Annotated in this window: 13 protein-coding genes; all 13 read left to right on the plus strand. The window is 45.6% G+C overall.

The features are described from left to right. Window positions 1–34 precede the first annotated feature (34 nt). The 13 genes from H9Q76_RS02265 (at window position 35) to H9Q76_RS02325 (ending at window position 13,547) form a co-directional block, all read left to right on the plus strand. Window positions 35–520 (plus strand): sigma-70 family RNA polymerase sigma factor, encoded by a 486-nt coding sequence (locus tag H9Q76_RS02265; protein WP_021984646.1) that lies wholly within the window; start codon window positions 35–37, stop codon window positions 518–520. A gap of 48 nt (window positions 521–568) precedes the next feature. Beyond that, window positions 569–2,050 carry a hypothetical protein gene (locus tag H9Q76_RS02270; protein WP_249321483.1) on the plus strand — a complete coding sequence of 494 codons (1,482 nt, stop codon included), beginning with the start codon at window positions 569–571 and terminating at the stop codon, window positions 2,048–2,050. A 480-nt stretch (window positions 2,051–2,530) separates the two neighbouring features. Next, complete coding sequence (locus H9Q76_RS02275) at window positions 2,531–4,753, plus strand: ABC transporter permease (RefSeq protein WP_249321486.1); 2,223 nt, start codon at window positions 2,531–2,533, stop codon at window positions 4,751–4,753. Window positions 4,754–4,787: 34 nt separating this feature from the next. Beyond that, window positions 4,788–5,108 carry a hypothetical protein gene (locus H9Q76_RS02280; RefSeq protein ID WP_249321488.1) on the plus strand — a complete coding sequence of 107 codons (321 nt, stop codon included), beginning with the start codon at window positions 4,788–4,790 and terminating at the stop codon, window positions 5,106–5,108. Between the two features lie 31 nt (window positions 5,109–5,139). Beyond that, on the plus strand, window positions 5,140–5,808 hold the full coding sequence (locus tag H9Q76_RS02285; RefSeq protein WP_021984643.1) for an ABC transporter ATP-binding protein: 669 nt from the start codon (window positions 5,140–5,142) through the stop codon (window positions 5,806–5,808). A gap of 109 nt (window positions 5,809–5,917) precedes the next feature. Then, window positions 5,918–6,874, plus strand: a complete 957-nt coding sequence (locus H9Q76_RS02290; RefSeq protein WP_118546128.1) for a COG1361 S-layer family protein — start codon at window positions 5,918–5,920, stop codon at window positions 6,872–6,874. 226 nt (window positions 6,875–7,100) lie between these two features. Continuing rightward, window positions 7,101–8,381 (plus strand): ABC transporter permease, encoded by a 1,281-nt coding sequence (locus tag H9Q76_RS02295; protein WP_249321491.1) that lies wholly within the window; start codon window positions 7,101–7,103, stop codon window positions 8,379–8,381. A 105-nt stretch (window positions 8,382–8,486) separates the two neighbouring features. Next, a complete protein-coding gene (locus tag H9Q76_RS02300) occupies window positions 8,487–9,176 on the plus strand; it encodes a response regulator transcription factor (protein ID WP_118735054.1) in 690 nt (229 codons plus the stop codon). A 57-nt stretch (window positions 9,177–9,233) separates the two neighbouring features. Further along, window positions 9,234–10,271 carry a sensor histidine kinase gene (locus H9Q76_RS02305; RefSeq protein WP_249321494.1) on the plus strand — a complete coding sequence of 346 codons (1,038 nt, stop codon included), beginning with the start codon at window positions 9,234–9,236 and terminating at the stop codon, window positions 10,269–10,271. 121 nt (window positions 10,272–10,392) lie between these two features. Beyond that, a complete protein-coding gene (locus H9Q76_RS02310; RefSeq protein WP_021984638.1) occupies window positions 10,393–10,704 on the plus strand; it encodes a DUF308 domain-containing protein in 312 nt (103 codons plus the stop codon). Window positions 10,705–10,779: 75 nt separating this feature from the next. Continuing rightward, complete coding sequence (locus tag H9Q76_RS02315) at window positions 10,780–11,367, plus strand: HD domain-containing protein (RefSeq protein ID WP_117781304.1); 588 nt, start codon at window positions 10,780–10,782, stop codon at window positions 11,365–11,367. 57 nt (window positions 11,368–11,424) lie between these two features. Next, window positions 11,425–12,777, plus strand: coding sequence for an MATE family efflux transporter (locus H9Q76_RS02320; protein ID WP_249321879.1), 1,353 nt, complete (start codon window positions 11,425–11,427; stop codon window positions 12,775–12,777). Between the two features lie 122 nt (window positions 12,778–12,899). Continuing rightward, window positions 12,900–13,547: an HAD family hydrolase gene (locus tag H9Q76_RS02325; RefSeq protein WP_118374446.1), complete on the plus strand. Its 648-nt coding sequence runs from the start codon at window positions 12,900–12,902 to the stop codon at window positions 13,545–13,547. The last annotated feature ends 51 nt before the right edge of the window (window positions 13,548–13,598 follow it).

The raw sequence follows: 13,598 nt of genomic DNA on the forward strand, positions 1-13,598 counted from the left end.
AATATAAAACTCCGGAGGGAAGGGAGTGAAACACATGAAGAAAGAAGCCTTTGGTGAACTTGTGATTTCGAACCAGGAAAGCTGGTACCGGATCGCCAAAAGCTACTTATGCAATGATGCGGATTGTGCTGACGCGATTCAAAATGCGATCGTGCATGCATTTGAGAATCTGTACAGCCTGCGCAATGATAAGTATGCGAAAACATGGTTTATAAGAATTCTGATCAACGAATGTCATCAGGTCATACGAGAGAATAAGAAGGTCGTAACTTGGGAGGAATATCAGGAAGAAGGCCGGGAAGCGGAATACATACGTGGGTACGGACAGTATTCGGAATTGTATGAAAGCATCATGCGGCTGAAGGAGAATGAGCGGACCTGCATTATTTTGTATTATTTTGAGGAGTACAGCATTCGGGAAATCGCGCAATGCCTCGAGTCTACCGAATCGGCAGTCAAGAAACGTCTGGTGCGGGCAAGGGAGCATTTGCGAGGAATATTAAAGGCAAAATCGGCATGAAGGTCAGAACACCGGGATGATTGAAACGGGTAAAGGAGGTAATGTGTTATGGATATTGATAGAAATAAAATCAATGAGATGAAATCAGAGTGTCTGCAAATGCCGGATTATATCCGGGATATGATCGAGGAGACGGTCGAACAGCAGTTGAAGAAAAAACAGCGTTACGGTAAGAAAATGTGGAGAGTTGCAGCCGCGATTCTTGCTTTTGCCTGCGTGGGCGGAGGAACCACACTGGCGGCTACAAAGTTATACAAAATGCATCTGGAGCAGCAGGGGAAATATGGCTCTACATTGATCTATGGAGAGGCAACCAATACCGATGCGACGGATACCGACGCGGAAGTGAATCAGAATGCACTGTATACGTTGGATGTTTCCTACGTACCGGAAGGTATGACGGTAGATGGGTTGGATGATATTTATGCAGATGGAAATAATTATGTGAAAAAAGTTTCAGTTTATAAAAAGGATACACCATATATGGGAGGCGTTTCGTTTACATTTTTGAAAATGCCGGCGGATCAGCAGGTTTCCTTTGATCAAACACATGTTATTTCCACCAAAGAACTGGATATCGATGGCCGACAGGCAATTGTGATAGAAAGACAGGTTCTGGAATCAGCCAGACGACAGATTCAGTATGAGCTGTATGTCACATATGAAAACAATTATCTGTTAGGAATGTTTGTGTATGACGATACCGAACTTGATACTGCCATAGATATTGTAAAAGGATTGAAGCTTACCGCAACCGATGATCCGGAGGCAAAACGCAGAATCGTGGCGGAAGAATATACAGGGCAGGAGGAAGCAACTGCCGCAGCGCCTGTTTATGAGGCAGACGAAAACGCTGGCAAGAAGAACAGATTTACGGAAACTTCGAAAGAATCAATGGAAGAACATATGCATCAGGTCGGAGATAGCTTCAATGTACCGCAGTCTTCCCTGACGGCAAAGGTATCCAAGGTGGAATTACTGGATTCCCCGGATGCGATTGATGCAGCCTATGCGCTCGATCCGGTCAAAACGGATGCGGAAGGAAAGTTGCTCAACAATGTGATCGCCTATGAGAAATGTGGGAATGGTATAGATCAATTAGATGAGGTTGTAGAGACGAAGGAAGTAAAGGAAAAGATCCTTTATATCGAGGTTGCGTATACGAACACGAGTGACCAACAGACCGGAGATACCATGTTCCAATGCGGCCTGCTCTGGGCGAAGGAAACCGGAGATGGCTATGAAACGGTTGACGTCTATGCGAAGGATGATGTGGATTATGATAGTTACTATGGACAGAATTATCGTATTTCCAATGTACCGCTTTATTACTATAACGGAAAAAGTGCAGAGGAGAAAAATCATCTGATCCGGGTTCAGCCGGGTGAAACAAGAACGGTCACGTTGGCATTCCTTGTAACGGAGGACGAACTGCCATATCTGTATCTTGATCTTTTCTCTGGAAATGGCGACTATACACAATTTCGTCAATCGGCATTGCTGTATGGATATGTAGATATTCGTCAGTAGTTTGAATTGTTATACGGAAAAATATGTGGAAGTTGAAAACGCTGTATGCAGGAATGTATACAGCGTTTTTGTTATAAAGCTTGAAAGTGACAAAACTGTCACTTAGTTTGTCACGCCCCCGTAATATATGTCTGATATAGTGTAGATATATTCATCAGATAATTGCAAAACATATACAATTACTTGGGTCATATATTTTTATCTGGATTCATTCTACATATACGATATGTTTGGAGTTTAGAAGTTCTTAATGTTCTATAAATATGCAAGCCATGTTTGGACACGATGTCCAAACAAACCGACACTGAGCCATGGATGGCGAATTGGCGGTGGTGGCGTAGCTTGCGAATATGTAGATTAGAACATTTAGAACTTCTTAGCTCCAATACATTGTATATAGAATGAACCAGATAAAAATATATGTTAATAAATTTTATGTTTTGCAATTATTTGAATAAATACAAACTACGGGGGAGCGATATGGAAAACTACACCAAACTTTCAATCAAATATCTAAAGTTTCAGAAGAAGCGAACCATCCTGACCATCTTAGGTGTCGCTTTAGCGTCAGGAATTCTGTTCGTGATATTAACCTTGTATTTCAGTAACTTCATCAATACCCGCGATGCACTTCGCAAGCAGGCAGATTACGAGATCGTGCTTTTGCCGGAGCAAAATCAGGATGTCCCGGCATTGCTCAAACAGGACTTCGTGAAGACGGCGTATCGTGGAAAATACTACGATTATTATTCGAACTCCTATATTGAAAATGCAATCTACATTAATGTGAAAAATCCTTACCGGTTGGACGCGAATATGGAAACGATCGAGCAGACCTACGGTGTGAAGGCGCAATTAAACCAACAGCTCGCATCCTACTATCTGCAGGGCGACACCGGAAATGATACATACATTATTCTTCTGATGTTCCTGCTTTTGTCGTTCGTGATCGCAGTCATCGGAGTTGGAATTATCCGGACAACGATCCAGTTGAATACGATGGAACAGATCAAAGATTATGGAATCCTGCGTTGTATCGGAGCAACACAGGGACAGTTAAAAAGTGTGATATTCCGAATGGGATGCATGCAGGAACTGCTTGGAATCCTTGGCGGAATCGTAATCGGATTTCCAATTGCATATCTGGTTGGCTTATCCATGAATATCAAGGTTCTCCCGCATGTGCTTCCATTTCTGTATGTGTTGATTGTCTTTATCGGAGATCTGTTCTTCGTTATGGATGAGAATGGAAAACTCGTAAAGAAGATTTCACCGATCGAGGCGGTGCGCGGGCAGACAAGCGGAACACGGAAGGTTAAGGCACGTAAGCAAAGCATTTTCGGAAAGATCTTCGGCGTGCAGGGCGATTATGCATACAAGAATCTGATGAGCAACAAGCGTCGGTTCTTAAAGACGATTGCAACATTTGCGTTATCAATCGCGGCATTTATCACGATCGCGACAATCTTCACTTCGTTTGTACAGATGCAGAAGCAGATTGCACCTTCTTACGGAGAGTATCAGGTGTATTTCTTCAACGAGGCAAATGATGAAGAGACCATAGATGCAGTGAAATCAGTACTCCCAAACGAAGAGACACTCACAGACATTGCACAGAACAAAGAAGTGAAGGACGTGAAAGCAGTATATGCAGCGACTATGAAGGCTGCGGACTTCGAAGAATTCCGGACACATTTCACAGAGGATTTCCGGCAGGAAACGTTGGAGGGGCAGATCGTTGAACGGTTGGAAACAGGTGAGAAATATAAAGACAGTGCATCACCGGTGGACCGTGTGAGCGTGATTGGATACGGAGAGGACGAGTATCAGGAATATGCATCGTATCTGGTCGAAGGAACGCTGGATGTCGATGAGAACGGAATTGTGCTTGTACAGAATGTGGAAGCAACGTTGGATGAAGGCATGGATGATGAATCCTATGATGCGATTGATCTGATTGCATCAACGGTGGAATATCCGGCGACGGATTATAAGCTTGGTGACACGATCGAGCTGAAATGGGGAAATGAGAAGAAAACATATGAGATTCAGGGCATTGTCCGGATAGATAAGGACAAATTGCAGACAAAAGGATTTGTAAAGTGTATTGTACCACTGGCAAATTATTTCCGGATGACCGGACTTGAAAAATCGGATTCCACAGGTGTGAAATGTAAGCTTCGTTCGGACAATATCTCCGCTTCGCTGACATCGAAGCTGGTGAACGTGCTGGATAACTCAATGGGAGATTACTCGTATCCGGATGCCATTTATTCCGGGGCATTGTTTAGTACATCCATCAGCGCAATCAAATATATTCTTGCATTTGTGATTGTGATTTTATGTGTGAGTTCTCTGAATATCATCAATACGACAGCGAGCAATCTTTATCTGCGTCGGCAGGAATTCGCACAGCTTCGCGCAATCGGTGTATCGGTGCGGGAGCTTCGGAAGATGGTAATGCTCGAAGGTGTGATCTCCGTTATCTGTGCGAATATCGTTGGCGATGTGCTGGGCTTTGCGGTTATGATGCCGCTTGCGAAAGCAGCGCTGGTGCTGTTCATGGTGAAGCTTACATTCCCGATTATCGGAGCAGTGATTGGATTTGTACTTTCGGTACTTGTGATGTGTGGGTCCATCTATATACCGATGAAGCGGATGTCAAACCGGATCGCGGATGATCTGAATGCAACCGGAGATTGATTTGGGGTTGGATTGAAGCCGGGTTGGGGCTGGATTGGAACTGAATTGGGGCAAAAAGCTGAAAAAAAGAATATTTACTCCAACGGGCAGAAGGAAGAAGCAAGCTGAATTGGGGGAAAAGTTGAAAAACAGAATATTTGCTCCAACAGGAAGAAGAAAGAAGCAAGCTGGATTGGGGGAAAAAGCTGAAAAACAGAATATTTGCCCCAACGGGAAGAAGAAAGAAGCAGGCTGGATTGGGGGAAAAGCTGAAAAACAGGATATTTGCTCCAACAGGAAGAAAAGAAGAGAAAAACAGGTAGGAGTAAAGAAACAGAAAAAAGAAGAATTGCTCCAACAGAAAGAAATAAAATAACAAAAATAAAGATATCAGGAGGGAAATCAACATGGATATTGTAAAGATGGAACATGTCACGAAGATATATGGAAGCGGAGACACACGGGTTTGGGCGCTCGATGATGTGAATCTGACCGTGCAAAAAGGAGAAAGTCTGGCAGTGGTCGGAGCGTCTGGCTCCGGCAAGTCCACACTGCTGCATGTCATGGGCGGTGTCGACACGGTTACGAATGGAAAAGTAATCGTGGACGACCGGGATATCACAACATTGAAGGATGAGGAAATGTCGGTGTTCCGCCGGAGAAAAATCGGATTTGTATTTCAGTCGTATCATCTGATTCCAGTTCTGACTGTGGAGGAGAATATTCAGATGCCGATTCTGTTGGATCATAAGAAACCGGATCGGGAGTACATCGACCATGTCATTGAGATGCTTGGTTTGAAAGACAGACGGAAGCATCTGCCAAACCAGTTGTCCGGCGGACAGCAACAGCGCGCGGCAATCGCGCGGGCACTTGCAAACCGCCCGTCTCTGATTCTTGCCGATGAGCCGACCGGAGCACTTGATTCTACAAATGGAAATGAAGTTATGGCGCTGCTGCAGGACTCTGTAAAGAAGCTGAATCAGACCCTTGTGCTGATCACACATAACATCGATCTTGCCAGAGAGGCAGACCGCATCGTGCGGATCACAGATGGTAAGCTGACCGAGGAGTGAGCAGGAAAACGATAGGTTGTTAGAAAGACGGACTTAGATAGGTGAAGAGAACTTTGTGAGATGCCTAAAAGACAGGGAAAAACAGGGCAGAATTAAAGGAGAGAAAATGATGGCAAATAAGTCAGGATGGAAAAATCAACAAAGCAAACATCAAAGAAGAAATCACCATTTAAGAGAGATTATCCTTGCTATTCTGGTGGTTTTGAGTGTAGCTGCAACTGTATGTCCGTATTCCGCACAGGCGGCGACACCGAAGGTATTGGTTTCCGGTTACAAAGTATCAGCCGCGACGATCTATTCCGGAGATAATTTTAATCTGACTCTGGAGATTCTGAATACTTCCAAGAACAAAGTCAAAAATATGAAAGTGACAGTCGCTTCGGAAGGTGGCGAGATCATCCCGGTTACTGGAACAGGAAGTGCTTATGTGGCAGAGATTGCTGGAAATGAAACCAGTGAGCAGACATTTTCCATGCAGGCGGCAGCGGGACTTGCAGAGAAGACGTACAAGCTTTCTGTGAAGATGGGGTACGAGAATACTTCCGGCGAGGCATTTGAGATGGAGGATACGTTGTATCTGCCAGTATATCTGAAGCAGCGCATATCTGTGACAGATGTTATGACAGATGATGCGAAGGTCGGTGACGAGGTGGAGATTACCGCGCAGGTCAACAACCTCGGCGAGGGCATGCTCTACAATGTAAATGCCCGCGTGGAAGGAAAACACGTGGAGAAGCAGGAGACATACATCGGCAATATTGACACAGGAAAAAGCGGCAACGTAGATCTTCTGGCAAAGGCAGTCATGGTAACTGATTTTGAAGAGATGGCAAAACCGGAGGATTGGATCATTGTGACCTACGAAGACCGGAATGGCAATAAGCACGAAGAAAAAGTGGATGTATCCTTCTACATTGAGACGGTCGATTACGAAGATCTGGAGGTCTTGAAGGAAGCACCGGAGAAGACCGGACCTGTCACATGGCAGATTCTCCTGATTTGCGCCTGCGTGCTTGCAGTCGGTGTATTCGTGGGTGTAACTATTAACAAAAAACGTTCACGATAAGGTGAAATGGAGAAATCGCAAATCCCCAAAAGTGTAAATTGAGTTGTTCAGAAATACATATTCTAAAGCAGACCATTGAAGCACGCTGGCACTTAGCGAACGGCAAACTTGTTTGACGTGAGTTTAGTACCATTGCGTGATGAAGTGAGCGAGAGTGTGTCTGCATAGAATTGTATTTCTGAACAACTCACGATAAACTATATGGATTTGCGAAAAGGAGGAATCCATGAAATTTATCATGCATTTAACAATTCAAAATATCAAGCGTAGAAGGGTGCGAACCATCCTGACTCTCCTTGGCGTGATGATCGGTGTGGTAGCAGTTGTCTCTCTGCTGTCGCTCGGAATGGGCGTGAAGCGGGAACTCCTGCAAGGCTATGGCGACGATGCCTCGATTCGTCAGATCACTGTGCAGACACCGGAGAACAACCGGAACAAGAAAATGCTCCTGACGGACCATACCATAGAGAAACTTGCAAAGCTTGACAAGGTTGCGAATGTCTATCCGCGCTATGAAGTATTCGCGAATATTCAAGTTGGACAATACACCGCCTATACGAATCTGGTTGGCATCCCCGCAGAGCAGTTATCCGCAATCGCACTGACTGATACGTCCAGCCTGTCGGAGCATGCCAGAAAGCCGGAGATGGTGATCGGAAATGGGATGGGATATATGTTCTTCCATGATAACACCATGACCAGCTACCAGGATGGAAATGGAGACCTGAACGCATGGATTGGCGAGAAGGCGAAGGTTTCACTGGGACTTGATGAAAATGAAATCACAGATCGGCTGACGATCGCGGGAGTGATGCAGGGGGACGCAGACGAGTTCAGTGAGCAGTCGCAGAGCATTTATTGCGATATTGATGTGCTGCGCGCATATCTGAAGAAACATGCAGCCCAGGGAAATGTGCTTGGACAGCCACTCGACAAGAACGGAAATGCATACACCTCGTGGGTGTATTCAAGCGTGGTTGTCGAAGTCGGTAAGATGGAAGACGTTGAGTTTGTTGTCAAGAAATTACAGGATATGGGATATCAGACAACGAATATGAAGGAGTACCGTGATACAGCGATGCGTACAGTACGAATGCTGGAGTTGTTGCTGGGTGGCATCGGACTTATTTCGTTCCTTGTTGCGGCAATCGGTATCAGCAACACAATGACAACCGCTGTTTATGACCGGGTTGCGGAGATTGGAACCTTGAAGGTACTCGGCTGTGAGAAGCGGGAATTGATGGCAATGATCTTGCTGGAAGCAGGTATCTACGGACTTGTTGGTGGTGCGTGTGGCGTGGTATTGTCACTGCTTTTTGGGAAGATTATCAACCGAATCGCAGTATCTGCATTGCTTTTAGAAGCAGGTACGAAGATTGCTGTGATTACGCCAAAGCTTGCATTATCAGCAGTCGGAATGGCGATGCTGCTTGGAACAATTGCAGGTTATTTCCCATCACGATGGGCGGCAAAGCTTTCACCGCTTACAGCGATGCGGAGAGATTGATAAATAAGAGATGTGACGTATCATCTGAAATGGTGGTGCGTCTTTTTCATATTGATGGTATAATAAGCGTAAGAATACCAAGTAATATAGAAGGAATCTGGGATTATGGCACATAAGATATTGATGGTGGAGGACGATTTTGCCCTCGCAATGGGAACGGAATATGCGCTTACTTCGGAAGGCTATGCGGTGACAACCGCAGGAAATCTGGCACAGGCGCGTGAGAAATTCGACGATAGCATCGACCTTGTGCTGTTGGATGTGATGCTGCCGGATGGAACTGGATTTGAGTTTTGCAAGGAACTTCGGGAGAAGAACAGCGATGTCCCGATTATATTTCTGACAGCGGTTGCAGAGGAAGCAAATATTGTTCAAGGGCTGGAGCTTGGGGCGGATGATTATGTGACGAAACCGTATCGCGTGAAGGAATTGCTGGCGCGGGTAGCAGTGAATATTCGGCGTTATACGCAGGCACGGCAGACGAGCCAAGAAAATAGCAATCGTGTTGTGACGTTTGGAAATACAATCTTCGATGGGGAAGCATTTGTTCTCACACAGCATGGAGAGAAACTTGATTGTACGACGAGCGAGCTGCGGTTGCTGCGATTTTTATTGCAGCATCGTGGACAGGTGATCAGTCGGAGTGCAATCATGGAACAGCTCTATGATATTGATGGAGAGTTTTTCGAGGACAATACACTTTCGGTCTATATCAAACGGCTTCGACAGAAATTAGGGGAAGATGGAGCTTATATTGAGACTGTGCGTGGAATGGGGTACCGGTTCCGGAAGTGATAGCGATGCACAAATAACGTGGGTTATCGGTTCAGAAGCGATTGTAAAAATATAAATATGCAGGCAAAAAGTTACGAACTACAACAATTTCATAAACGATTTTTCATATACGGCGGAATTGCGTACCTTGTCTACGCTGTTTTTGCTGCATTGGTTTTGTGGCTGCGTGGCTGGCAGTTGTGGGTGACATTGTTGCTTGGCTGTCTGCTGCTTGGAAGTGCTTACGTGGCAGGGCGTCGTTCAATCGGTACTATGAGCCGGGAGCTACGGGCAATCGTAGATATTATGAACCAGATTCTCGAAGCACCGGAACAGGTTCCGGCAGAACCATATAAGCAGGGCGAACTTGGAGAATTATATACGAATCTGTACAAGCTGGTGCAGGCGTTAAAGGAGAGTAACCGCAAGGAGCAAGAGGAGAAGATCTTTCTGAGGGATATCATGTCGGATATTTCCCATCAGCTGAAAACACCGCTTGCGTCGCTCACGGTATTTTTAGATCTGCTGTATGATGGACGCGTGCCAGATGTTGACAAACAGAAGCAGATGCTTTTGGAATCAAAAAATCAGGTCAGCCGTATGGAATGGATGGTGCTGTCCATGCTGAAGCTTGCACGAATTGAGGCGGGGGCAATTCAGTTTGAGAAGCATCCGTGCAGTCTATATGCGATTGTGGCGCAGGCGAAGGAGAGCGTCGCATATCTGACGGAGAAACGCGGGCAGCAGATTGATGTGCAGATCGACGAGAAACAGATGCTTGTCTGCGATGGAGACTGGCTGACGGAAGCAATCATTAATTTGCTGAAAAATGCATCAGACTATTCCAGCGAGCAGACGACGATCCATATCTGGACGGAAGACAATCCGATGTACACGCGCATTTATGTGAAGGATGAGGGCTGCGGCATCGCGGAGTCTGAACTGAAAAATATTTTCAAACGTTTCTATCGTATCAACAAAGCGGTCAATCCGAACAGTGTCGGAATCGGTCTTTCCCTGACGAAATCCATCGTCGAGGGCATGGGTGGTAAGATCTCGGTACGAAGCGAGTTTGGAAGCTATACGCAGTTTATCTTGACGTTTGTGCATACATAAATATATTTGTGGGGATGTGGTAAGCATAGACAGATTTAACAGAAAACATTTGAGTTATTCCAATCAAAGTGTTACACTCATAGAGAAGTATTGTTGAAAAGCAAATAAATGAGGTGTAGATATGGAACAGACAGGTGGAAAATGGATGTCTCTGATCGGGGCATACATGATCGTAAAAGGAATTGTCAATCTGATATTGGGATTTTCGGTTGGAAATATTGTGACGCTGCTGATCAGTGGTGTGCTTGCATTTCTGATCATCAAGGGCGTGCCATATATGAATTATGTGACCGGCGCGTATCTGGCGTTGATGAGCGTGATACATATCATCCCGAATATTCAGGGACATCATTGGTTTTATCTGGCAGAGGGTATTATTGATCTGATTGCAGCAGTTGTGCTGTTCACAAGCGGAAGAACCAAAGAATCATAAAGCAAAAATAAAAACATGGAGGGAGCGAAAGTCCAGCCATGTTTTTCATTTATATAAAAATGGAGTGAACGTAAAATGAACGAACGATTAGACAAACAGATGGATTTCATCCGGGAGATCGACAAGGAGAAATTCATTACCCGGATGACGAAGTTAACTGATGGAAAGCGTCGGGAAAATGATGCAGAACACGCATGGCATATGGCAATTATGACGATTCTGCTTTCCGAATATGCAAATGAGAAGATTGACGTGCTGCGGACAGTCACGATGCTCTTAATCCACGATCTGGTGGAAATCGATGCGGGAGACACTTACGCCTATGATGAGGAAGGCAAGAAGACGCAGGAAGCGCGGGAGAAGAAAGCGGCAGACCGCATCTACAATCTGCTTCCAGCGGATCAGGCGAAGAAACTGTATGATATCTGGCTGGAGTTCGAGGCGAAGGAGACGCCGGAAGCGAAGTTTGCACGCGCGATGGATAACCTGCAGCCGATGATGCTCACTGCAAGTACAGGTGGATTTGACTGGAAAGACCGGGGCGTGCGTGCGGAACAGGTAATGAAGCGCAACGAGATCACGCCGGAAGGTTCGAAGACGTTGTGGGATTATGCATACGAGAATTTCCTTAAGCCGAATATTGAGAATGGAAATCTACAGTAATGGAGGCGAAACATCGTGTCCGGAGAGACGAAAAGTAAGAAAAAATATGAGATTGATATGTGCAACGGTGCCATCCTGCCGAAGCTGCTGGCGTTCACGCTGCCACTGATGTGTTCGAGCGTGCTGCAGCTTTTATTCAATGCAGCTGATATCATCGTTGTTGGAAACTTTGCAGGGGATACGGCGCTTGCAGCAGTCGGAAGCAACACAGCGCTCATCAATCTGTTGACGAACTTTTTCCTAGGACTGTCAATTGGTGCAAATGTACTGGTGGCGCGGTTCTATGGTGCGAAGGCAGAGGAAGATGTCAGCGATACCGTACATACGGCGATGCTTTTGAGTGTTTTCAGCGGCATCATTCTGACTGTGATCGGTTGTATCGGAGCGAGACAGATTCTGATCTGGATGCAGACACCAGAGGATGTACTTCCGCTTGCGACAACGTATCTGCGCATTTATTTTATAGGTATGACATCCATGATGGTATATAACTTCGGCAGTGCCATCCTGCGTGCGGTCGGAGATACGAAACGACCACTTTACTACCTGTCGGCGGCAGGTGTTATCAATATTGGACTGAACCTGCTTTTTGTAATCGTGTTCCGTATGAGCGTGGCAGGTGTTGCACTGGCGACGGTTATTTCTGAGACGATCTCTGCCAGTCTGGTCATCCGCTGTATGATGAAGGAGAAGGGCAGTATCCGTCTGACGCCATCAAAGCTTCGCATTCATCCGAAGCGGTTTGCAGAGATTCTGCGGATCGGACTCCCGGCGAGTCTGCAGGGCGTGATTTTTGCGATATCAAATGTCATTATCCAGTCGTCCGTCAATTCTTTTGGATCGACGGTCGTTGCCGGGAATTCTGCGGCTAGCAATATCGAGGGCTTTGTGTATGTATCGATGAACTCATTTTATCAGGGTACGATCAGCTTCACGAGTCAGAATGTCGGCGCGGGCAAATACGAGCGTGTGAATAAGATTTTATTTACGGCACAGGCATGTGTCATTGTGACCGGTCTGGTGCTTGGCAATCTGGCGGTATTCTTCGGACCGGATCTGCTTGGATTTTATACGAGAAGTGCGGTTGTGAAAGCGGCTGGTATGAATCGTCTGAGGATTATATGTACAGTTTATGCGCTGTGTGGTATTATGGATGTCATGGTTGGCTCACTGCGCGGACTTGGGTATTCCGTGATGCCGACGATCGTATCTCTGATTGGTGCGTGCGGACTCCGACTGTTGTGGATATTTACATTTTTCCGCATATACGAGCAGTTCCATACACCGCAGTCGCTGTATCTGACCTATCCGGTAAGCTGGATCATCACGATCTGCGCACACGTGGTTTGCTTTGTGATTGTGCGTCGTAGGATAAGCAGGCGGTTGAAGACACAGAGCATGGCACAGTAACGCACAAACATATTTGGCATGCGGTATTTGATGATGCAGATCATGCGGATGGTACATGTTGTATGCAGAAAATAATTCTGGGAATAAATAAGGTATAAATTTTAATATAAAGGAGACTTACGATGAAACAGGGTATCATATTTGACATGGATGGCACATTGTGGGATTCTGCGGATGGTGTCGCAAAGTCATGGACACAGGTGATTCACAATGAGTATAAGAAAGACATGGATATCACAGAAGCGGATGTAAAATCTGTGATGGGAAAGACAATGGATGTGATCGCACAGATTGTATTTCCAGAGCTTGATAAAGAGGCGCAGCAGGTACTTCTGGAGAAATGCTGTGACTGGGAGAACGAGTATCTCCGCAGAAATGGTGGGAAACTGTTTCCAGATCTGGAGGATACATTAAAAAAGCTCAAAGAACAGTATCATCTGTATATCGTAAGTAACTGCCAGAGTGGCTATATCGAGGCATTTCTGGACTATTATAATTTTGGACAGTATTTTGAAGATATTGAATGTTATGGAAATAACGAGAAGAGCAAGGGGGATAACATCCGTCTTGTGATGGAGCGAAATGGTCTGGAGCAGACCATCTATGTCGGGGATATCCAGGGCGATTATGATGCGACAATGCAGGCGGGGGCGACTTTCATTCACGCAAAATATGGATTTGGAACGATCAATACAGAAGTTGCAGAAATCGAGAAGTTCAGTGACCTTCCGGAAGTGGCTGCCAGAGTGTTTCAGGAGATGAAAGCGTAACTGCCACAGAACAGGATGACGAATGTGCGCACAATGAAAGAAGAGGGAGAC

Origin of the sequence: Wujia chipingensis, from assembly GCF_014337155.1 — a bacterium.
GTDB classification, from domain to species: Bacteria; Bacillota; Clostridia; order Lachnospirales; family Lachnospiraceae; genus Coprococcus_C; species Coprococcus_C hominis.

Coding starts and splice junctions, on each gene's coding strand:
- H9Q76_RS02265 (WP_021984646.1), top strand. CDS start 35: ATGAAGAAAGAAGCCTTTGGTGAACTTGTGATTTCGAACCAGGAAAGC.
- H9Q76_RS02270 (WP_249321483.1), top strand. CDS start 569: ATGGATATTGATAGAAATAAAATCAATGAGATGAAATCAGAGTGTCTG.
- H9Q76_RS02275 (WP_249321486.1), top strand. CDS start 2,531: ATGGAAAACTACACCAAACTTTCAATCAAATATCTAAAGTTTCAGAAG.
- H9Q76_RS02285 (WP_021984643.1), top strand. CDS start 5,140: ATGGATATTGTAAAGATGGAACATGTCACGAAGATATATGGAAGCGGA.
- H9Q76_RS02290 (WP_118546128.1), top strand. CDS start 5,918: ATGGCAAATAAGTCAGGATGGAAAAATCAACAAAGCAAACATCAAAGA.
- H9Q76_RS02295 (WP_249321491.1), top strand. CDS start 7,101: ATGAAATTTATCATGCATTTAACAATTCAAAATATCAAGCGTAGAAGG.
- H9Q76_RS02300 (WP_118735054.1), top strand. CDS start 8,487: ATGGCACATAAGATATTGATGGTGGAGGACGATTTTGCCCTCGCAATG.
- H9Q76_RS02305 (WP_249321494.1), top strand. CDS start 9,234: ATGCAGGCAAAAAGTTACGAACTACAACAATTTCATAAACGATTTTTC.
- H9Q76_RS02310 (WP_021984638.1), top strand. CDS start 10,393: ATGGAACAGACAGGTGGAAAATGGATGTCTCTGATCGGGGCATACATG.
- H9Q76_RS02315 (WP_117781304.1), top strand. CDS start 10,780: ATGAACGAACGATTAGACAAACAGATGGATTTCATCCGGGAGATCGAC.
- H9Q76_RS02320 (WP_249321879.1), top strand. CDS start 11,425: ATGTGCAACGGTGCCATCCTGCCGAAGCTGCTGGCGTTCACGCTGCCA.
- H9Q76_RS02325 (WP_118374446.1), top strand. CDS start 12,900: ATGAAACAGGGTATCATATTTGACATGGATGGCACATTGTGGGATTCT.